Here is a 22,770-nt window from a genome sequence, read left to right on the forward strand (position 1 = left end):
TCTATGATTAAGATTCGCATTTTATATTTAAGTTTGCATCAGTTTTCCAAATTACAACACCATGCAAGGAAACATCCTCATCATCGATGACGAGATCAAGCTCCTGAAATTATTAGGAATGATCCTTTCCCAAGAAAATTTTAACGTAAAAGAAGCTTCCACCGCACGTTCTGCGATGACGATGCTCGAACAGTATGAATTTGATGTCGTGCTAAGCGATGTTCGGCTTCCCGATGCTTTCGGAGTAGATTTAGTAAAATCCATCAAAACAAAATATCCTCATCTGGAAATTATTCTGATGACGGCTTTCGGAAATATTACGGACGCAGTTCAGGCAATGAAAAACGGCGCCTACGATTATCTGGTGAAAGGTGATGATAATGATAAAATTATTCCGCTGGTTTATAAATCTTTAGAAAAAGCGAAAGATAACAAATCGAAAATCATCCAGAAGAGTTCTTCTTCAAAAGGTTTTGAAACAATTATCGGAAATTCGCCTTCCATTATTCAGGCAAAGAAACTGGCAGAAAAAGTAGCGTTAACCGATGCAACCGTTCTTCTGACGGGCGAAACCGGAACAGGAAAGGAAGTTTTTGCAAATGCCATTCATGAAGGCAGCGACAGAAAGAAAAATAATTTTGTAGCCATCAACTGTTCCGCTTTCAGCAAAGAAATTCTGGAAAGCGAACTTTTCGGGCATAAAGCCGGAGCTTTTACAGGAGCAGTAAAAGATAAAAAAGGACTGGTGGAAGAAGCCAATGGCGGAACCCTATTTCTGGATGAAATCGGAGAAATGCCGATTGAGCTTCAGGCAAAACTGCTTCGCGTACTGGAAACCAAAGAGTTTATCAAAATGGGAGAAACGAAGGTTTCCAGATCGGATTTTCGACTGATTGCCGCTACAAACCGTGATCTGGAGGAAGAAATAAAGCAGGGAAACTTCCGTGAGGATCTTTATTTCCGGCTGAATATCTTTGAAATCAGGCTTCCGTCGCTTCGCGAGAGAAAAGAGGATCTGAAAGCTCTGGCTAAAAATTTTGTGAATGTTTTTTCTCAAAAACTTCATATCTCCAATATTGAAATCTCTCCGGAATATTATAAAACATTGGAAAAAAACGACTGGAAAGGAAACATACGAGAACTGCGAAATACCGTCGAAAGGAGTTTAATCCTAATGAACAATCATATCCTTGATGCAGAAAGTCTTCCGCGTTATTCTGAAAAAGTTTCTTCTGAAAACGATTCTTTCAGCATGAAATCTCTGGAAAAGGAGCACATTCAGAAAGTGCTTCAATACACCAAAGGAAACAAGGCAGAAGCAGCAAGATTACTGGAAATCGGGATTGCTACCTTATACCGCAAACTGGAAGAATATCATTTGAGATAAATGTTAATTAAAATCTACGCTGTAGATACTGGAGTATTTTATTTAAAACAATAAACAATTGATTATCATTTAATTATAACTAATTTTAAATACATTGAGAATTAAACCATTAAGTTTTCAGTTTAGAAGTTAAGATTATATAAGAGAAGCTTCGCTTTAAGCTAAAAAATGCCTTCAAAAATATAAAGGAACATAGTTTTAGTCTGTTTTTTTTAAGAAAGAACTTAATTGGTTAAAAAAATAAAACCTATCATTTTAATAACGAGCCTATCATTTTGATAGGCTTTTCTGTATTTTGGCACATGATGAAATATAACCAAAACACTCATTTTCAATTAATTAAATTAATCTAAACAACAATGGAACTTCTTTTGGCATTGTCAGTCTGAATAAAATATTTATAAAATGACAATTTCAAGAAAAACGTTCAGAGAACGGGAGCGCTCAAAACTGGGTCTGCTGATGGTATCTTACGTAGTATTTACTTTATTAACCTTAATTGTTGCCGTATGATGTTGATAGTTTTAATTCTTCTCAGCGCCTTATTATTCTGGATCTCTTACAAATCCGTTGAATTTTTTGATAAAATATAAAAATTATGTGGAGTTTATTTTTCCTATCCGTTATCGCCTTTGTGTACATCTGCTATGTATTAATAAAACCTGAAAAATTTTAACCAAAAATAATGAACACAGAAATTTTAGGCATTATTGCCATGTTCACGATTACCTTAGTGATTGGTATTTTTCTCGGAAAATATATTGCTAATGTATACGGCTACAAAAAAACCTTTTTAGATAAAATTTTTCAGCCCGCTGAAAATCTGATCTATAAAATCTCAGGCATCAATCCGAACCGTCAAATGACCTGGAAACAGAATATGTCTGCGATGTTAACCATCAATTTTGTATGGTTTATTCTTGCCTTTTTTATTCTGCTGAATCAATCCTGGCTTCCTTTGAATCCGGACGGAAATCCGGATATGTCGCCGGATTTAGCCTTCAATACCGCCATCTCTTTTTTAGTTAACTGTAATTTGCAGCACTATTCCGGAGAAACGGGAGTTAGTTATTTCAGTCAGTTGTATTTAATATTCTTACAGTTTGTCTCTGCTGCGACAGGAATGGCTGCAATGGCAGTTCTATTCAAAGCTTTCAGAGATAAAACGACAACAGAACTGGGGAATTTTTACGATTTCTTCACCAAATCTGTGATCCGTATTTTATTGCCTTTAAGCATTGTGGTTGCTTTCATTCTTTCCTCCAATGGAAGTCCGATGACTTTCGAAGGAAAAGACCATATCACCACTCTGGAAGGAGCCAAAATGGATGTTTCGCGAGGTCCGGTTGCGGCTTTTGTTGCCATCAAACATCTGGGAACAAACGGAGGAGGATTTTTCGGAGCTAACTCGGCGCATCCGTTAGAAAACCCGAACTACACGACCAATATGACGGAAATGATTGTGCAGATGATTATTCCTTTTGCACTGGTTTTTGCTTTAGGATTTTATCTGAAGAAAAGAAAACTTTCCTGGACGATTTTTGCCGTCATGACGATTGGTTTTCTGGCTTTAACCATTCCGAACGTTATTAACGAAACCAACGGGAACCCTCTGATTACCCAAATGGGAACAGATTCTCATCTTGGAGCGATGGAAGGCAAAGAAATCCGTTTCGGAAGTGCTGCTTCAGCCTACTGGAGCATTGCTACAACCGTTATTTCAACAGGATCTGTAAACGCGATGCATGACAGTACGATGCCGCTTTCGGGGATGAATGAACTTCTTGCCATGATGATCAACTGTTTCTACGGAGGATGCGGAGTCGGAATTCTCAATTATTTCATTTTCATCATTCTAGCCGTATTCATCAGCGGATTAATGGTGGGAAGAACCCCTGAATTTTTAGGCAAAAAAATTGAAGCTAAAGAAATGAAGATCGCCATGATTGTGGCTTTATTCCATCCTTTTCTGATCTTGGTAGGAACAGCTTTAACGGCTTATCTCCCTGAATTCGGAGCAAAAACGCTGAATAATCCCGGTTTCCACGGCTTCAGTGAAATGCTGTATGAATTTACCTCATCATCCGCAAACAACGGTTCCGGTTTTGAAGGTTTGGGAGACAACACTCCGTGGTGGAACATTTCCACAGGAATTGTGCTTTTATTATCGAGATTTATTCCGATTATCGGTCCGGTAGCAATCGCAGGATTACTGGCGCAGAAAAAATATATTCCTGAAAGCTCGGGAACGCTGAAAACAGATACTGCCACTTTCGGATTTATGACGTTAGCCGTTATTCTTCTGATCGCTGCGCTGTCCTTCTTCCCTGCCCTTACTTTGGGACCGATTGCAGAACAGCTTCAGTATTTTTCTAAATAAGATTAAATAATTGAACCATTAAGACTTACTTAAGACGTTAAGAAAATTAAGCTTGTCAAATTATTAAGTTTAAAATACTCTTTGAATATTTTTTGATTAAACTTCGCTTCTTAAATAAATCTTAATACTTCAAAAAAGAAAAATTTAATTCAAAATCAATTCAAACCATTAAGCAGATTATATAAAGAAAACTAGTCTCAATTTTCATCCATACCCAACTAATATTATCCATTTTCATTCTTTAATATTAATTTGCTTTAATGGTTGATTTTGGTTTCCAATGATATAACACTTTCAAAACAAAATGAAAAATCAATCTCAGACATTGTTTCAAAAAGATTTGGTAAACGAAGCCATCAAACAGTCTTTCGTAAAACTGAATCCGAAAATCATGTTTAAAAATCCTGTCATGTTTCTCGTAGAGATCGGAACGGTTGTCATGCTTATTGTAAGCCTGTTCAGCCTTACCGGAGACAAGTCTCAAGGCAGTTTCAGCTATAATTTTTTAGTATTCGTTATCTTATTTTTCACGGTTTTATTCGCCAATTTTGCCGAAGCCATTGCTGAAGCGAGAGGAAAAGCGCAAGCGGATACTTTACGAAAAACCCGTGAGGAAACTCCTGCAAAAGTTGTCGTAAGCAACAAACAGGGATTTCAGGTAGAAACCGTGATGAAAAAATCTGCCGAAATGAAACTGGGCGATATTTTTCTTTGCGAAGCCGGAGACCAGATCCCGATGGACGGAGAAATTATCGAAGGTCTTGCAACCATCGACGAATCTGCCATCACAGGAGAAAGCGCACCCGTTATCCGTGAAGCAGGAGGCGACAAAAGTTCCGTGACAGGCGGCACAAAAGTCCTTTCCGACAGAATAAAAGTAAAAGTAACCACCAAACCGGGAGAATCTTTCTTAGATAAAATGATTGCTCTTGTGGAAGGTGCCTCCCGACAGAAAACACCCAACGAAATCGCATTAACCATACTTTTAGCAGGCTTTACGCTTACTTTTATTATTGTAACCGTTACCCTGAAACCTTTTGCAGACTACGCGCAGACGCCGATTACCATTGCGGCATTTATCTCACTTTTCGTTTGTTTGATTCCCACAACAATTGGCGGTCTGCTTTCTGCAATCGGAATCGCGGGAATGGACAGAGCCTTGAGAGCCAACGTGATCACCAAAAGCGGTAAAGCCGTTGAAACTGCGGGAGATATTGATGTACTGCTTTTAGATAAAACAGGAACCATTACCATCGGAAACCGTAAAGCAACCCAATTTCATCCTTCAAATAGAATTCAGCTTGATGAATTCATTAAAGCTTCGGCACTGAGTTCCGTTGCGGATGAAACACCTGAAGGAAAATCGATCATCGAATTAAGCCAGTTAAAATCTGAAGAACTGCTTGTTCCCAATCCGGTTTACATTGATTTTACGGCTGAAACCCGAACTTCAGGAATCGATTTTGAAAACACAAGAATCCGAAAGGGAGCCTATGACACGATTAAAAAACTGACAGAAAAAGCCGGAAATATTTTCCCTTCTGAAACACAGGAAGCCGTTACCAGAATTTCCGAAAACGGAGGAACTCCTTTGGTGGTTTCTGTTAATGAAAAAGTATGGGGCGTTATCGAGCTTCAGGACATCATCAAGACCGGAATTCAGGAGCGTTTTCAGAGGTTAAGAAAAATGGGCGTGAAAACGGTAATGGTAACCGGAGACAACCCTTTAACGGCAAAATTTATCGCTGAAAAAGCCGGAGTAGACGATTTTATCGCCGAAGCAAAACCGGAAGATAAGATGAATTACATTAAAAAAGAACAGCAGGAAGGAAAACTGGTCGCTATGATGGGAGACGGAACCAACGATGCTCCCGCACTTGCACAGGCCGATGTGGGCGTAGCAATGAACAGCGGAACACAGGCAGCCAAAGAAGCAGGAAACATGGTGGATCTAGATAATGATCCGACGAAACTTATTGAAATTGTGGAAATCGGGAAACAGTTACTGATGACACGCGGAACGTTAACGACTTTCAGTATTGCGAATGATGTTGCTAAGTATTTTGCGATTATTCCGGCATTGTTCATCACGTTTATTCCGGCGCTTCAGAAGCTGAATATTATGAATCTTCACAGCCCTGAATCTGCCATTTTATCTGCGATTATTTTTAACGCAATCATTATTCCGATCCTGATTCCTTTAGCTTTGAAAGGAGTCGCTTACAAACCGATCGGAGCCAGCGCATTATTGAGAAGAAATCTCTTGATCTACGGACTGGGTGGAATTATTGCCCCATTTTTCGGAATAAAGTTCATCGATTTAGTTATAAGTCTTTTTTATTAGACTGGAAGTCTGAAGCTAGAAGCTGGAAATAGAAAGTAATATTTTAACTTCCTTCTTCTATCTTCCTTCTACAACTCAAAAATTTAATTCAAATGAAAAATCATATTTTATCAGCATCCAGACTTACATTGGTAATGCTTGTCATTGTCGGAATATATTTAGGAATTGTTTACGCAGGTTCTAAAGTTTTACCGACTCAGGGAAATGCAGAAATCATTAATTTTAAAGGACAGAAATTTTATGCCAATATCGGACAGAATTTTACGTATCCGAAATATTTTCACGGTCGTCCTTCTGCGGTAGATTACAATGCGGCAGGAAGTGCGGGAAGCAATAAAGGACCGAGTAATGAGGAATATCTTCAGACCGTAGAGAAAAGAATTGACACTTTAAAAATGATGAATCCCGAAATGCAGAACGCAAAAGTACCTGTAGAACTCGTAACAGCAAGCGGAAGCGGACTAGATCCGGACATTTCTCCGGAAGGAGCGCTTTATCAGGTTAAAAGAGTGGCAAAAAATAGAAATATCAGTTCAGAAAAACTGGAACAACTTATCAAAAATCAAACAGGAACATCTATTTTCGGTCCGTCAAAAGTAAATGTATTGAAATTAAACATTGCTCTGGATCAGCTTAAATAAAATACAAATTTTATGAAAAAATATATTGCGGCATTCTTATTGGCAGGATTTTTCTTACCAAAGGCACAAACCACAGACTCTGCAAAAACCGATGCCAAACTGAAAATCTCTGCTTACGCTGAAGTTTTTTATACGTATGATTTCAATGAACCTTCCGGAAGAAACCGCCAGAACTTTTTGTACAGCTACAACAGGCACAATGAAGTTAACCTTAATTTAGGATTCATCAAAGCAAACTATGAAAACGACAGAATGCGCGCCAATCTCGCTCTGATGGCGGGAACTTATGCACAGGATAATCTGGCTGCGGAACAGGACGCTCTGAAATATGTAAATGAAGCGAATATCGGGATAAAAATTTCCAAAACAAAAAATCTGTGGATCGATGCAGGAATTATGCCGTCGCACATTGGCTGGGAAAGCGCAATTGGGAAAGATAACGTTAATCTTACCAGAAGTCTCGCCGCAGAAAATTCTCCCTATTTCGAAACCGGAGCCAAAATTTCTTACACTTCGGATAACGGAAAATGGTTTCTGAGCGGTCTTGTTTTAAACGGATGGCAGAGAATTGCAAAAGCTGAAGGAAATAAAAGTCTTTCTTTCGGGCATCAGATAACTTTTAAACCCAATGATAAGATTACACTGAACAGCAGTTCGTTTATAGGAAATGATAAACCGCAGGATGATAAAAGAATGCGTTACTTCCATGATCTGTACGGAAATTTTCAGTTGACGGATCATTTTTCCACGACGTTAGGTTTTGATGTCGGAGCTGAACAGAAAGAAAAAGGAAGTGAAAGCTACAATCTTTGGTATTCTCCCAATGTACTGATGAAATATCAGTTTGACAATCAGTGGAGTCTTGCAGGACGTATGGAATATTTCAGCGACAAAAACGGAGTGATTATCGCTACAGAAACGCCTAATGGATTTCAGACTTTCGGATATTCTTTAAATGTAGATTATCAGATTCTGAAAAATGTGGTTTTCCGTACGGAAGCGAGAGGATTTTCTTCTAAAGATGCCATTTTCGCAAAAAATGACAATTTCAGACAGGGAAATTTTTTCATCACCACCAGTTTAGCTGCCTGGTTTTAAGAGAAATTATTAAGTCTAAGGCAGGAAACCTCACAGGTTTTAAAAACCTGTGAGGTTTGTAATGACTTTGATAACGATGATAATCCTTTAAAATAAAATTAAAACAATAAAAGCCATGTCTTCTTCAGCAAAAGATTTTTTAGAACTCATCCAGAAATCCAGAAAAGGGAAATTTAAAATCTACATCGGAATGAGCGCAGGAGTAGGAAAAACCTTCCGTATGCTTCAGGAAGCTCATGCTCTTTTGCGAAACGGAATTGATGTAAAAATCGGCTATATCGAAACGCACGGAAGAGAAGAAACCGTCGCTTTAACAGAAGGAATTCCCGAAATACCGAGAAGATCTTCTTTTTATAAAGGTAAAAATCTGGAAGAAATGGATCTTCAGACCATTATTAATACCCATCCGGAAGTTGTTTTGGTGGACGAACTGGCTCACACAAACATTGAAGGTTCAAAAAATAAAAAAAGATGGCAGGATGTTCTGGAAATTCTGGATAACGGAATCAATGTCATCAGTGCAATGAATATTCAGCATATTGAAAGTCTGAATGAAGAAGTAAAAAAGATCACCGGAATAGAAGTCTCGGAACGTGTCCCCGATAAAATTCTGGCTCTGGCGGATGAGGTCGTGAATATCGATTTAACCGCTGACGAACTTCTAACTCGCCTGAAAGAAGGAAAAATTTACAAAAAAGAGAAAATCCAGACGGCTTTAAGCAATTTTTTTCAGAGCGGACACATTTTGCAGCTTCGGGAACTGGCTTTAAAAGAAGTGGCAACCCATGTTGAAAGAAAGGTAGAAACGGAGATCAAAACCGAAAATTTTAAACCCATAAAATTTCTGGCGTGCATCAGCAGCAACGAGAAAATAGCCAAAAACATCATCCGGAAAACGGCAAGACTGGCAAGTTATTACAACAGTCCGTGGACCGTTTTGTACATTCAAAAACCTTCAGAGAATCCTGAAAAAATTGCGTTGAATAAGCAGCGATTTCTGATTAATAATTTTAATTTAGCTCAGGAATTGGGAGCCAAAGTGATCCGGCAGAAGGAAAGCAGTATTCATAAAGGGATTCTGGACTATGTAATTGCGCATAACATTACAACCGTATGCATCGGAAAACCACACGCTCATCTTCTGCAGAGAATTTTCGGCTATAGCTGGATCTACACGTTAATGAACCGACTGAATGAAAGACAGATCGACATTATTATTTTATCTTAGAATGCAATGAAACTAAAAACGAAACTCACCCTCGGAGTAGGTCTTTTATTTGTGCTGATTGTTTTGCTATCGGTTATCGGATCTTTTTACATCAATAAACTGAAATCTGATACGGAAAAAATTCTTATCGCCAATTACAACAGTCTGGAATTTTCCCAGAATATGCTTCTGGCTCTGGATAAAATGAAAACCGACAGCGCCGTTGCCATTAAAGATTTTAAGAAAAATAATCTTCTTCAGGAAAGAAATTTAACGGAATTCGGAGAGAAGGAAGCTACCCAGAATCTTAATCTTCATTTCAACAGCTACATCAATGATCCTTCACCGGAAAAGGAAAAGATGATCCGTGAAGATCTGGTTAAAATCATGTCACTCAATATGAAAGGAATTGAGCGAAAAAGTGATATTGCCATTATTACGGCAGAAAATGCAACGTTCTGGATCGCCTGTCTTGGAACCATCTGTTTTTTAATTGCGATCACGCTTGTTTTCAATCTTCCTCAAACGATTGCGGAACCCATCAGTCAGCTTACGTTCAGCATCCGACAGATTGCCAATAAAAATTATAACGAAAGAGTTCATTTCAGGGGAAGTGAAGAGTTTAATGATCTTGCGAATTCTTTCAACATCATGGCGGAAAAGCTTCAGGAATATGAAAGCAGCACTTTGTCTGAACAGCTTATGGATAAAAAGCGGATTGAAACCCTTGTGAATAATATGCACGATGCCGTGATTGGTCTGGACGAAAATCATTTTATTTATATGATTAATGATGAGGCTCTTAAAATCACCAATCTCAATAAAGATGAAATTATCGGGAAAACGGTTCATGAAGTGGCTGTAAACAATGATCTGATAAGGGAACTTCTGAAAAACATCAATCATCCGCAGAAAGATCCTATTAAAATTGTAACCGATAATAAAGAAAATTATTTTGAGCAGGATGTAATCCCGATCAATATTACAAAGACGGGAGAAAAGGAAAAAAAATACATCGGAAAGGTTATTCTGCTGAGAAACATAACTCCTTTCAAAGAACTGGATTTTGCAAAAACCAACTTTATCGCCACCATTTCCCATGAATTAAAAACTCCTATTTCTGCTATAAAAATGGGCGTTCAGCTTTTGGAAAATCAAAAATTCGGGGAACTGAATGATCAGCAGAAAGAGTTATTAAAAAGCATTAATGAAGACGGACAAAGACTGCTTGATATTACGGGAGAACTGCTGAATTTATCTCAAGTGGAAACCGGAAATATCCGACTGAATATCGAAAGCTGCGCTCCAAAAGATATGGTACAGACTGCTGTAAAAAATGTGGAAAAACTGGCAGAACAGAAAAACATTTCGATACAGACGCAGTTTCTGACGGATGAGAAGGACTTTGTTATGGCTGATTTTGATAAAACTGTCTGGGTAATGAATAATTTCCTGAGCAATGCGATTAAACATTCTTTTCAGGATGAAAATATCCTGATTTTGGTTGAAAAAGAACATTCAGGAATTAAATTCAGCATTACCGATACCGGAAAAGGAATTGACGAAAAGTACCAGCGACAGATTTTCGACCGCTATTTTCAGGTTCCGGGAGAGCATCAGAACGGAACAGGTTTAGGACTCGCAATTTCTAAAAATTTCATTGAGAAACAAAATGGAGAAATCGGCGTTAAAAGTTCTTTAAATCAGGGAAGTACTTTTTATTTTGTGTTGCCGATGGTTTAAATTTTTTGTATATTTGATTATGAAATCAACAAAGATATCTCCTAATATTGTGCGACAACTTCGCAATCAAAAATTGCATAACGGACAGCCTTTTATGATTAATACAAAAGAGGTTAATCCAAATGAATGCTATCTGGAATATCCCGATGGAAGTATAAAGCTGGTTGTTATTCAGGAGAATAAAAAAGATTTTTTTGTTATTAGGGAATTAACTACATCCGAGGCTTTTCATTTACGAAAAAGATTAAATTTTTCTGATTTTTAATGCCTGAATTGTATATTATAACCGGTTCTAACGGAGCAGGTAAATCATCACTTGGTCCTCATTATGTTCCTGCCTCTTTAAGTGATTCTATTTTTGACGGTGACAAATTATTAATGGTGAAGAAAAGTGAATTTTGGAAAAAAGGAATCCGATCATCAAAAGAATGTACAAAATTAGCTGCGGAAATTGTTGAAGATACTTTCGATAAGCTTGTAGAAACATCTTTAGCCAATCGTTTAGATTTTGCTTATGAGGGGCATTTTACAAATCATGAAACTTGGTCGATCCCGCAAAAGTTTAAAAATGCAGGCTATAAAATCCATTTAATTTTTTTTGGACTCACCAACACCGATTTATCTGAACTGAGGGTACTTTACAGAACAAAAGAAGGAGGACATCATGTCGATCCTTTTACATTGGCTACCAATTTTTATGGTAATTTAGAGAAACTTGATATTTACTTTAAAATTTTCGATTCTGTTGAAATTTACGATACCTCCGGAATCGAACACATCCATCTGGCGGGCATTGAAAACGGAAATATTTCATCTTGTATAAGATTATCACAATTACCAGATTGGTTTGTAAAATATCTTCCAAATATTTCGCTATTAATCGAAAATAAAAGTTTTGAGTGATTTAATTTCTTTTAAATGAATAATACTTTTTTTCTGATTTTTATAATCGGACTCTGCTTATTTGCTATCGGAAAAACCATTTACTATTTCATTGAAAAAAAGAAAGTTCTTACAACCTGTAAAAATCCAGATTCTATCGAAATAAAAAATATAACCGGTACAATATTTACAGATGGCGGAAATAACAAAAGATTAGAATTATGTAATTTTAATCTTTTGATTAATGAAAATTCTATCTTTCTTTTCACACTAAGTTTGAGCTTCATGCCTTTACAGATTATCAATCTCTTATTTTCAAACAAAAACAGAAAAAATACGCGACATTATATTCTTTTAAGAGAATACAAAATTGATGATGGAAAGGTTATTTTAGTCTATTATCCCGGTTACGTTCCTAGACTTAAGAAAATTACCTTCGAAAATCTTAATCCTGAACAGCTTTCCATTTTAGAAAAAACATTAGAAGGCAAAAGCCGCAGAATGTATTAATATGAAAATAGAACTTATTCCTGTTATAGAAGTTTCAAATTACGATGAGGATCTGGAAATGCCTTCCGGTTCGTATTTAGAATTCCCGGATGAGTGGGAAAATTATAATATTTTCGCAAATCTAAAGGCGGGTTTTTCCGAAAGTTTTAGAGCTTATTTTAAAAGTTCCTTTTTTTACAGAATAACTGAAATTTCTGATGCAGATCTGTTGAAAATCATTCACAGAGAAATTGAAATTCAGCAGACTGAAGAAAATCGCGGAATTGATGATTTAGCATGTTCTATGGACGGCGGTTGCATTTTAAAGATTAATGATGTTGACACCTATTTTCCACAATGTTGCGGAAGGCTTAAACACATTACTGAATGGGAAGATCTTGTTTCCGACGAAGGAAATTCTTGTTTTTATACAGGACATCCCTCTCCGAAAGTCGAAATACAGGAAAATACGGTCATTTTCGATTTTTTACATTCGATGCCTCCGGAAAGTTATGCTTATCCTGTTTCGGAAGATCAGATTGAAGTAGATAAAGAATCATTAAAAACAGCAGTTGAAAATGCAAAAAAAGAACTTCAAGATTTTGCTGAGCAGCTCATCAGAATTAATAAAAAAGAAAATTTGAACATTCCTGAAATTGATAAAATATTCATTTACGGAATTGATGATTAAAATATATTATGCCGGAAACTTTAATCTTTTTCACCGCTTTACTGGGAATTTCAAATTTCCATTATTTCCTCTTTTTCAGGAGGGAAAATAAGCAGCTGAAGCTGAAAATATATTCAACGATTCTTTTCATGATTACCATTCTGGCAAGTTTATACATCATTATTATTACTCCCGATTTTTTGAATATAAAGACCTGGAAAACTCCTTGTTTTTGGTGATGATTAACTTTGCTGTTCCCGGATATTTCTTAATGCTTTTCGGAATCAACAGCCTCTTGGAAAACATTCCGGTTATTCGAGGCTATTTTACTTTCAATGTTATATTTTGTATTTTATTTCTGAGTTCAACAATGTTATATTACTTTTTAATGACGTTGATAATGATGATTTTAACTTTAGATATTGTTTAAATTTACTTTCAGATAAAGAACCCATGACGACTCGCCTTTACATAATTGCTCCGGCTCTCGATAAAAAGTTTGTGAAATCGAAAGGAAAAGCGTGGTTTAAAAACTATTTATACTCAGAAAAAAAAATTTCACGTGATGAATTTCAGACACGTTGTACCCAAATTCCCAAAAAAGATTCTGCCATTGCCAACGAAATACTTAAATATCTGTTTTAAAAATCTCCAAATATTATTTTACCTTTGATCTTTATTACGTTTAAAATTAGAAAAGCAAATGACTACAGACACATTAGACTTTTGGGTAGGAAATTTCAAAAGCGAGGAAGATTTTTATGAATTTGTGGAAGAAGATGAAAATTTTTATCTGGAAGAAGAATCTGATGAAAAATATATTTCAAAATTTGCAGAATCTCAGGACACCATCTGGCTGGATCACGATTTTGTAGAATACGGCTATGAAAACGGAAACGGAACCATTTACGAAAAATTTGCAGACTATTCTTTTGCCGAACAGTGGCTCCCGATTTTAATCAACAGGCTCAACGAACTGAATCTTGATTTTGATATCAATTCCATTATTTTCCTGAATAAGCAGATTCCGAAACCGACTTCCGTAGAAACAGATTTTTTCTCTTTGGTTTACATCGGAGGAATTGAATATTCTGCGTAAAATATTTAAAAACTTATAACCTTTTTCAAATTATTAATGAACATTTATTCTGTTCTTCAGATTGGCGATTACCACATTAATCATTGCGAAGATTTTCTCATCACAAAGAAAATAGGGAGCGATAAGATTCTGTGTGCTGTAATGGATGGATGTTCAACTGCGATGGAAAGTCAGTTTGCTTCCGCACTATTTGGGAAGATCCTGCGTAAAATATGCATTGAAAAAGGTTATAAAGAATTATACGAAACAGAGAAAAATTCTGATCCTGAAGAAGATTTAAAAACTGTTTTAAAAGAGCTTTTTAAAGAAATTACAACCGCGAAAAATCATTTACTGCTTGATGAAAAAGAACTTCTTACGACATTGAATATTCTTCTTTACAACACCAAAAAAGACGAAGGAATTATCATATGTATCGGAGACGGTTTAGTTTGTATCAATGGAAAAACAACAGAATTTGAAAGAGACAACAAACCGGATTATCTGACCTATCATTTGAAAGAAGATTTCGAAGAATGGTACGACAATCAGACTCAGAAAATACGATTCACTAAGCTTAAAGATGTTTCTATTGCTACAGATGGAATTTCATCTTTCATCACCATCAAAAAGACAGATCACGGCGAAAAAATCAATCCGGCAGACTATCTTCTGCATGATAAAAGCAATTTTGATTCTGAAGAAATGCTTTCCCTGAAATTAAAAAAACTTGAACATCATTACGGAATGAAACCGAGTGATGATCTCGCCATCATAAGAATTATAAAATAACACAAATGAAAACATTCACCCTCACAGGCGGCGCGAGAATCGGCAGAGCCAATGCAACCTACCCTTTCGCAAATTTATACGTAGACGAAAATACCCTGAAAATAAATGCTTCACTGGTAGGAAATCTTATCTTTCAGCCACAGGATATTATTTCGATAAAACCCTATTCTTCAGTTCCTATCATCGGAAAAGGTATCAAAATTCTGCACAGAGTTGAAAACTACAATCAGCACGTTGTGTTCTGGACAATGACAGATCCTGAATTTGTAATCAGCGAAATTAAAAAGACCGGATTTTTGGAGAAGACTAATTTTCCTTCAATCGAAAAAGATTTAACGATCGTTCAGCAGCAAAAACAGGGCGGATTTCCGTTAAAGCCTTTTGTGAAAATCGTTTTTACAGTAGTTTGGAATGCTCTTTTTTTATATGATTTTATTCCGTTCTTTTTTGGAAACAATGAAAAAACCCCTTTTGGTACGGGAGTCTGTACAGCATTGGGATTACTTTTTACCACAGCTTTACTTACCTTAATTTCAGGAGATTTCCGAAAACTGATTTTAAAAGAAGGCAGAACACTGGACGATATAAAAAAATTAGCTATTTTTATCTTGCTGATCAGCGGAATTATGTTTACCGCTTTTCTTACGTTTGCTTTATCATAACTTAATAAGATGATTTCTAAAAAGTTACTTCGCATTGCTATAGCTGTTTTATTCCTGCTTATCGTTGTTCATACTTTAGGAAAGTATCTTATTCTTTATCCGATAAAGTTTGATTTCTGGACGGTTATTTCGGAAAGTCAGCCTCATTATCTTCTTTTTATTCTGGCATTTTTTGTTCTTATTTCGTGGTTAATAAGCCATGTCAGAATTAAGAATTTAAGTCCTAAAAACAGATTTCTTCTGGCTTTTACCATTTTGTGCGGAATAATGCTTTTATGGATAAGTTATTTTAATTTAAACACTTTCTTTAATACCCGAAAGGCGATTACGAAAAGTGAAAATAAATACATTCAACAGGCGAAGGAAGATATTAAAAATGATCAGGTTACTTTTAGATTTGCTGGAGGATTTGAATTAACAAACAATGACCGTAAAATGGATGTAAAAATTGACCGCATTCAAAAAAAGTATGGAATTAAAAGTGAAAATACAGGTTGTACCATAGACGAAATTGATACTAAAGCTCAGGAAAAATATATCGAAACAGTAAAGCCGTATTTAGAAAAAAGGAATGGAAAAGGCTGGAACAAAAAGATGCTTGATGAAATTGAGAAATTAAAAAAAAAACAGAATTGCATCCTCAAAAATAATTTTCATTAATAATTTAGTTTCTAAGAAAAAAATCGCTAAATTTAAAACAAACTAAAAATCAGTTATTTAAATTGATTTTAATAACCTTAAAAACTATAAACATGAAATTATCTCAACATCAGTTATCTGAAAATTCAGGATAAATTACTTCTTTTTTTATCGTCATTCAGGATGGATTTTTAATTCATCCTTTCATCTAATTTTTACTTCTTTAAAAAACGCTCAGCCATGAAAATAGGAATCTATATATCCGGATTGGGAATTTCAAAAAGTAACTCGGTTGAAAATTATGCAGAACGGTTAAAAAATGAAATCAATTTCAATACAAATGGTTACCAGTACGAGACCAAAATCGAAAAAATCCATTACAGCAAAAACAGGGAAAGCACTGTTGTAAGCATTTTCGAAAAAGAATCTCCCGAAAATCCTGTTTACAAATTTTACGATTTTAAGCACAACGAAATTCTCACCGAGGATTTCAAAGGCAGAACGCTGATTTACAAAAGTCTCTGGCTTTTCGCATTGGTTATCAGGAAATTTCCATTAATCATCAAACGGATTTTTATCCCCCAAAACTATTCGAAGCCGGGACAGTTAATGTATGTATTTTCCATATTTTTGATTTTATCGCTTTCTTTGGTTCTGATGTTTCCTGCCGTTCTCGAAGCTACAGGTCAGTTTTTCTCAAAGGAAAGCGGAAAAATGACTGAACTCAGAAAACTGATTCCCATCGGAGATTTGAAATATATTTCGATGAAAGGAATTTTTATTGATTTTCCCAATGGCTGTTCTTTTAATATCGACTTTCATTGGCTTTCAAGAATGATTGTATTATTCACAGCACTATTGGTATTGCTTGTTCCGAACGCAAATACCATTATCACAGATCTCGCCACCAATTTTGTCTGCGCCAACGATTATTTGCAGCACGGCTCAAAAAAACAACTGATTCAGGGAAATTTAGAACATCTTGTAGATTATATTACGGAAAACGAAAAAGACTGTAAAATTCATTTTCATGCCTACAGTTTCGGAAGTGTTCTCGCATTAGACTATGTTTTTCCCTATGGCATAAAAGCCTCTAAAAATGCTTTACAATACTGTGAAGCCATCGTTACCATCGGAACACCTTATGAATTTGTAAATTCTTATTATCCTGAATTTTATAACAACCGCCAAACCCAACCCGGAGATCAGCTTCAATGGTTGAATGTGTATTCCGCTGCTGACGCTTTAGGTTCCAACTTCAGAAAAGACGGAATTGCCGGAGACTCTGAAATCTCTTTTAAAGGAGCTTCCAATAAGCCGTTTAATATCAATTACGAGGTTTATCCTATCGGAAAATTCAACATTATTGATTTTATCATGCTCTACAGCATCAAAGTTCATGATATGTACTGGGACGAAAATACGGAAGGGCAAAGCTGTCTGGGACTGGTTTATCAGGAGATGAAAGGGAAAGGTTTGATATAAATTAAATTACTCAATAATTTCCCACTTATCATATTTGTATTCGTAGGCTTTTACTGTTTTTTTACTGTTGATATACTGATAAACTTTTACCTGATAATCCGGCAGATTATAAAAACTAAATTGAATGTAATCCATCCCTGTATTTCTTGAGATTTCCAAAGAATCTTTACTATTTTTGGAATAGTAGTAAAATTCTGCTCCGGACTCCTTCACTTTTCCTACACTAAATTTCTTGAATTTTTCTGCATCTTCTTTATCCACGTAATAATATCCTTCATAATATCCAAAACCACTGCCAACCGAACTTGGAATGATAAATTTATCTTTAAATTTTTTCCCTAAATAAATCAAATCATCAGTAGTCCAATTTCGAAGATTATAAAACGGATCTTTGAGATTGTATTTTTCACATTCATATTCGCCAGGATCGAAATTTCCACATTCTAATCTAAAAACACTGTATCTAAAATTAATGTATCTTCTGGTAAATTGTCGCTCATCCAAATCATCTATTAAGGTTCTGGTTAAAGAATTGAAATCCATTTCGGAAGCTTCATGCTTTAGCTTATCATACAGAATCTTATCTTTTTTATTTTCTTCAATGCATTTCGCTTTTGAATATATATAATTTTCATAAATAGAATCCTTTTTCGCTTGGGAAAAGATAATGATAGGGAAAAGCAAAAATAAAAACTTCATCATATAAATTTGTTCACTTAAAATTATTAATAATTTTTCTTAGAAATGATCTTTTCAAACCGATCAATAAAAAAACTTTCACAAATATGAAAGTTTATCTTTTTAATGTCTATTTTTTCAGATACTTCAACTAGCTCAAATGACATCACTAAAAATTGACAGCAATAAAAATAATAAGCTTCATTTCATCTATTTCCTGACCGGTTCATAAAAATAAGGCGGTCGCACTCCCATTGGCGGAACCACAAAAGATCCTTTATTCGAAAAATAAGTAAAAAACCCGTTTTCTTTGTTTGATTTATCAGGATAAAAAATTAATTCTACAGATTTTATTTTATCAGAATCATTTTGAATTTCACCAATCTCGAAATACTCAAATACAAAAGGATCATCCGGAAAATCATAATAAGTAATTTCCTTTTTATCAAAGTCGATATAAGCATTCTGATCTTTATCTCTGAATAATTTTTGGGTTTTAAAATAATTTTCGATATCACTTTTATTATTAAACGGAATAAATGCTGCCTTAGGATTTGCAAACAAATAATCACTAACCGATTCTGTACTTAATCCTAGAAGCGTAAGTTTTTTTCCTTCAAGTCTAAAATAAAAATGATAAGTCCCACCCTGATTTTTTGAAATTCCTATCGCAGAAAAATTACAGGATGCTTCAAGTTTTCTGTTTTCTTTAAAAAATGATTCTGAATGTGATGTATATGTATTATCAAAATCTCTTAAGGAAAAATCACCTTTATTTTGTTTAACGAAAAATCCTGTTTTAGAAAATTCAAAATCGCCTAAATACATGGGAGAATCTGTAAAATCTACATTTTCAAAAACATCCTGATTAAACCAGTCAATTTCATCTTCTAAAGTAGAATTTATTCTCAGAATAGGATATGGACCGTCATGATAAAAAAGCATCATCCCTAAATCAGCATCAATGTATTTATCGATATTTTCAGCTTTATGAGAATTAAAATCTTTAACAAAATTTGTAAAAACAATAAGAGAATCTTCTTTTACATTTTCTTTTGTTTCCTTAGTATTTTTTTTCACTTCGGAACCATTTTCTTTATGTTCTTTTTCACGTAAGTTAAAAAAGAAAACAGCAGAAATTACAATAATAAAAGATGCAATAAGAATATATAGTTTTGTTTTTTTCACGGTTTAAGTTTTACTAAGCTTTACATTTGAAAGTAATTGTTTGATAAAAAATGCTTCAACAAACTTAGCACAACATCTCTAATACTAAAAGCCTTATTTTAGCGGCTCATTAGTAGCGACGTCATGCTGAGCTTGCCGAAGCATCTTATACTTTTTTATTTTTTAATGCGCTTCCAGCCAGTTATTCCCTACTCCAACTTCAACCAATAGCGGAACCTGCGTTTCAACGGCGTTTTCCATTTCCATTTTAATGATGTTTTTGGCAACTTCCACCTCATTAATCGGGGCTTCAAAAATTAATTCGTCATGCACCTGAAGCAGCATTTTTGTCTGCAGTTTTTCCTTTTCCAGTTCTTTCTGAATTTTAATCATTGCCATTTTTACGACATCTGCTGCGCTTCCCTGAACAGGAGCATTCACCGCATTTCGTTCTGCATGACCACGAACCACAAAATTATTGGAATTGATGTCTTTTAAATGACGTTTTCTGCCTAAAAGTGTTTCCACATAACCGACTTCACGGGCTTTTCTTACCTGTTCCGCCATGTATTCCTTCAGTTTCGGATACGTTTCAAAATAGGCTTCGATCATTTGTTTGGCTTCCGTTCTCGAAAGTCCGGTTTGCTCTGCCAATGCAAAAGCGCCCTGTCCGTAAATGATCCCGAAGTTTACGGTTTTTGCCTGACTTCTCTGTGTTTTGGAAACTTCTTCCAATGGAATATTGAATAGTTTTGCCGCCGTAGAAGCGTGAATATCTTCCCCGTTCTGGAACGCTTTAATCATATTATCTTCCCCTGAAATTTCGGCAATCAGACGTAATTCGATCTGGGAATAATCGGCAGAAATAATTTTCTTTCCTTCTGCTGAAACAAATGCACCACGAATTTGCTGACCTCTAAGAGTTCGGATCGGAATATTCTGCAAATTAGGGTTTACACTCGCCAGACGACCTGTTGCAGCCGTAGTCTGTGAGAAATTGGTATGAACGCGGTTATCGGATTTTTCAATCTGTGACGGCAATGCATCTACGTAAGTCGATTTTAATTTCTGATAGGTTCTGTATTCCAGAATATGTTTGATGATTTCGTGTTTTGAAGACAATTTTTGAAGCACATCTTCCGAAGTTGCGTACTGTCCGGTTTTTGTCTTTTTCGCTTTCGGGTCGAGCTGCATTTTTTCAAATAAAATTTCACCCAGCTGTTTTGGAGAATTCATGTTAAATTCTTCCCCTGAAATCTCAAATATTTTGGATTCGAGTTGTCTTAGATCATTCTCAAGATCAACACTTTCCTGAGCCAGCCATTTTTCGTCAAGAGAAATTCCTTCCAGTTCCATTTTTGCCAAAACTTCCATCAAAGGCATTTCTATACTGAAGAATAAGTCTTCTAAATTTTCTTTTTTAAGCTGTGGCGCAAACAATTCGTACAACTGAAAAGTTACATCTGCATCTTCTGCAGCGTAATCAGTCTGAGTTCTGAGATCAGCATCACGGAAATTGCCCTGTTTTTTTCCTTTTTTACCGATGATGGTTTCGATGGAAACAGGTTTGTAATTTAAGTAAACTTCCGAAAGATAATCCATTCCGTGTCTTCCGTCCGGATTTAAAAGGTAATGCGCAATCATGGTATCAAACATGGCTCCTTTTACCGTGATATTGTATCTTTTCAGGATTTTATAATCGAATTTTAAGTTGTGCGCTACTTTTACCAAATCTTCTTTTTCGAAAAACGGTCTGAAAATTTCCAGCGTTTGTAAAACTTCTCCCTGATCTTCGGATAACGGAACATAATACGCCAAACCTTTTTTGTAGGAAAAACTCATTCCGACCAATTCGGCTTCCAGTTCATTAAGAGAGGTGGTTTCGGTATCGAAGCAGACTACTTTTTGTTTTAATAAATTATTGACTAAAATTTTCTGCGCTTTCGGATTATCTACAAACTGATAAAGGTGATCATTCTGCTCAATCGTTGATTTTGTGGAGGTTGCCTGATCGAGATCTTCATAAGTGGCGAAAAGATCCAACTGTCCGGCTGCCTGTGCAGCTTTTTGCTGTGGTGTCGTTTCCGTAACCGTTACTTCCACTTCTGTAACCACGGTTGCGGATGCAGCAGGAGCAAAAGCACGGTAAAGATTTTCATACAATCTCCTGAATTCTATTTCTTCAAAGACTTCTTTTACTTTCTCAAAATCAGGGGTTTCCAGATCGTACTGTTCCTGATGAAATTCTACAGGCGCATCGCAGATAATGGTCGCTAATTTTTTGGATAAAATTCCTCTTTCGGCTGAAGCTTCCACTTTTTCTTTCAGCTTTCCTTTAAGCTGATTTGTATTGGCTAAAAGATTTTCTATGCTTCCGAATTCTTTCAGGAATTTCATGGCTGTTTTTTCACCAACGCCTTCCAGTCCGGGAATATTGTCGACTGCATCTCCCATCATCGCCAGGAAATCGATTACCTGCTTCGGATCTTCAATTTCGTATTTGGCTTTGACTTCTTCAACGCCTAAAATTTCAATATCGCCGCCTTTAAGTCCCGGTTTATAAATTTTGATTTTATCGGTTACGAGCTGTGCAAAATCTTTATCCGGCGTTACCATAAATGTGGTGTAGCCTTCTTTTTCTGCTTTGCAGGCAATGGTTCCGATTACATCATCTGCTTCATATCCCGGAACTCCCAAAATAGGAATGTGCATCGCCTCCAAAATCCTGTGAATATATGGAATCGCATTTTTAATGGCTTCAGGCGTTTCGCTTCGGTTCGCTTTATAATCTGAGAAGTCTTCGGTTCTTACACTTGCTTCTCCCACATCAAAAACTACTGCCAAATGGGTTGGTCTTTCTCTTCTGATGAGTTCAATTAAAGAATTGGTAAATCCGAAGATGGCAGAAGTGTCCAGACCTTTGCTTGTAAGCCTCGGATTTCTGATCAATGCGTAATATCCCCTGAAAATCATCGCATAAGCATCGATGAGAAATAACCTTTTATCTTGTGTTGCGTCCATATTTTCCATAAGGAACAAAGATAAGAAATTACTTTTCTTTTTCTTTTGTGTTGAATTAAAATAACAGTGCGAATTATCATTCCAAAAGAATCTAAATGTTGAATTCGATTTTAAATATTTTTCTTTTGTCCTGAAACAAAAGAAACAAAAATTCAAGACCGGGAAGCTGAATGCTAAAAATGAATCCTATTCTCTAAAAATTCTAAAACTCGCGCGAATGATAAATTGGTTCTTCGATTCGAAATTCTGTCGCGCTCAAACAGTAGAATTTTTTAAACGTTCATATGATTGATTTTATTAACGCTTCATCTTCCAAAGTCGATTTTTAAACAATATGAGCTGTCATTCTGGCGAAGGAAGAATCTAAGTTAAAGATTCTTCATTCCATAATGCTTCGCAAAATTCCA

General features: G+C 35.7%; 19 protein-coding genes. 16 read left to right on the forward strand and 3 right to left on the reverse strand.

Annotated features, from left to right (window positions below):
* Positions 1 to 61 precede the first annotated feature (61 nt).
* The 16 genes from WFH39_RS12295 (at position 62) to WFH39_RS12370 (ending at position 17,497) form a co-directional block, all read left to right on the forward strand.
* The gene (locus WFH39_RS12295) at positions 62 to 1,387 is read left to right on the forward strand and encodes a sigma-54-dependent transcriptional regulator (RefSeq protein WP_290266102.1); all 1,326 of its coding nucleotides are present in this window, start codon (positions 62 to 64) and stop codon (positions 1,385 to 1,387) included.
* A 685-nt stretch (positions 1,388 to 2,072) separates the two neighbouring features.
* The gene (gene kdpA / locus WFH39_RS12300) at positions 2,073 to 3,767 is read left to right on the forward strand and encodes a potassium-transporting ATPase subunit KdpA (RefSeq protein WP_336690121.1); all 1,695 of its coding nucleotides are present in this window, start codon (positions 2,073 to 2,075) and stop codon (positions 3,765 to 3,767) included.
* Between the two features lie 304 nt (positions 3,768 to 4,071).
* Complete coding sequence (gene kdpB / locus WFH39_RS12305; protein ID WP_336690122.1) at positions 4,072 to 6,111, forward strand: potassium-transporting ATPase subunit KdpB; 2,040 nt, start codon at positions 4,072 to 4,074, stop codon at positions 6,109 to 6,111.
* Positions 6,112 to 6,203: 92 nt separating this feature from the next.
* A complete protein-coding gene (kdpC, locus tag WFH39_RS12310) occupies positions 6,204 to 6,752 on the forward strand; it encodes a K(+)-transporting ATPase subunit C (RefSeq protein WP_336690123.1) in 549 nt (182 codons plus the stop codon).
* Between the two features lie 12 nt (positions 6,753 to 6,764).
* Positions 6,765 to 7,850, forward strand: coding sequence for a porin (locus tag WFH39_RS12315; protein WP_336690124.1), 1,086 nt, complete (start codon positions 6,765 to 6,767; stop codon positions 7,848 to 7,850).
* Between the two features lie 115 nt (positions 7,851 to 7,965).
* On the forward strand, positions 7,966 to 9,078 hold the full coding sequence (locus WFH39_RS12320) for a sensor protein KdpD (RefSeq protein ID WP_336690125.1): 1,113 nt from the start codon (positions 7,966 to 7,968) through the stop codon (positions 9,076 to 9,078).
* A gap of 6 nt (positions 9,079 to 9,084) precedes the next feature.
* Positions 9,085 to 10,800 carry a HAMP domain-containing sensor histidine kinase gene (locus WFH39_RS12325; protein WP_336690126.1) on the forward strand — a complete coding sequence of 572 codons (1,716 nt, stop codon included), beginning with the start codon at positions 9,085 to 9,087 and terminating at the stop codon, positions 10,798 to 10,800.
* 264 nt (positions 10,801 to 11,064) lie between these two features.
* Complete coding sequence (locus WFH39_RS12330; protein WP_336690127.1) at positions 11,065 to 11,703, forward strand: zeta toxin family protein; 639 nt, start codon at positions 11,065 to 11,067, stop codon at positions 11,701 to 11,703.
* 15 nt (positions 11,704 to 11,718) lie between these two features.
* Positions 11,719 to 12,192 (forward strand): hypothetical protein, encoded by a 474-nt coding sequence (locus tag WFH39_RS12335; RefSeq protein ID WP_336690128.1) that lies wholly within the window; start codon positions 11,719 to 11,721, stop codon positions 12,190 to 12,192.
* Position 12,193: 1 nt separating this feature from the next.
* Positions 12,194 to 12,862 (forward strand): hypothetical protein, encoded by a 669-nt coding sequence (locus WFH39_RS12340; protein WP_336690129.1) that lies wholly within the window; start codon positions 12,194 to 12,196, stop codon positions 12,860 to 12,862.
* Between the two features lie 432 nt (positions 12,863 to 13,294).
* Positions 13,295 to 13,486, forward strand: a complete 192-nt coding sequence (locus tag WFH39_RS12345) for a hypothetical protein (RefSeq protein WP_336690130.1) — start codon at positions 13,295 to 13,297, stop codon at positions 13,484 to 13,486.
* Between the two features lie 58 nt (positions 13,487 to 13,544).
* Entirely contained in the window at positions 13,545 to 13,940 is a 396-nt protein-coding gene (locus tag WFH39_RS12350; protein ID WP_336690131.1) for an immunity 22 family protein, read from the forward strand.
* A 36-nt stretch (positions 13,941 to 13,976) separates the two neighbouring features.
* Complete coding sequence (locus WFH39_RS12355) at positions 13,977 to 14,711, forward strand: protein phosphatase 2C domain-containing protein (protein WP_336690132.1); 735 nt, start codon at positions 13,977 to 13,979, stop codon at positions 14,709 to 14,711.
* Between the two features lie 5 nt (positions 14,712 to 14,716).
* Positions 14,717 to 15,373 (forward strand): hypothetical protein, encoded by a 657-nt coding sequence (locus WFH39_RS12360; RefSeq protein ID WP_336690133.1) that lies wholly within the window; start codon positions 14,717 to 14,719, stop codon positions 15,371 to 15,373.
* A 9-nt stretch (positions 15,374 to 15,382) separates the two neighbouring features.
* The gene (locus WFH39_RS12365; protein ID WP_336690134.1) at positions 15,383 to 16,033 is read left to right on the forward strand and encodes an FEKKY domain-containing protein; all 651 of its coding nucleotides are present in this window, start codon (positions 15,383 to 15,385) and stop codon (positions 16,031 to 16,033) included.
* Positions 16,034 to 16,252: 219 nt separating this feature from the next.
* Positions 16,253 to 17,497 carry a hypothetical protein gene (locus WFH39_RS12370; RefSeq protein ID WP_336690135.1) on the forward strand — a complete coding sequence of 415 codons (1,245 nt, stop codon included), beginning with the start codon at positions 16,253 to 16,255 and terminating at the stop codon, positions 17,495 to 17,497.
* A gap of 6 nt (positions 17,498 to 17,503) precedes the next feature.
* Here the strand turns inward: WFH39_RS12370 and WFH39_RS12375 are convergent, their stop codons facing one another.
* The 3 genes from WFH39_RS12375 to polA all read right to left on the reverse strand — a co-directional run bounded on the left by WFH39_RS12375 (position 17,504) and on the right by polA (position 22,363).
* Positions 17,504 to 18,199, reverse strand: coding sequence for a hypothetical protein (locus WFH39_RS12375; RefSeq protein WP_336690136.1), 696 nt, complete (start codon positions 18,197 to 18,199; stop codon positions 17,504 to 17,506).
* A gap of 186 nt (positions 18,200 to 18,385) precedes the next feature.
* Positions 18,386 to 19,363: a hypothetical protein gene (locus WFH39_RS12380; RefSeq protein ID WP_336690137.1), complete on the reverse strand. Its 978-nt coding sequence runs from the start codon at positions 19,361 to 19,363 to the stop codon at positions 18,386 to 18,388.
* 162 nt (positions 19,364 to 19,525) lie between these two features.
* The gene (gene polA, locus WFH39_RS12385) at positions 19,526 to 22,363 is read right to left on the reverse strand and encodes a DNA polymerase I (RefSeq protein ID WP_336690138.1); all 2,838 of its coding nucleotides are present in this window, start codon (positions 22,361 to 22,363) and stop codon (positions 19,526 to 19,528) included.
* Positions 22,364 to 22,770: the final 407 nt, after the last annotated feature.

Source organism: Chryseobacterium sp. MMO-72, from assembly GCF_037146035.1.
Taxonomy (GTDB): Bacteria; Bacteroidota; Bacteroidia; order Flavobacteriales; family Weeksellaceae; genus Chryseobacterium; species Chryseobacterium indicum.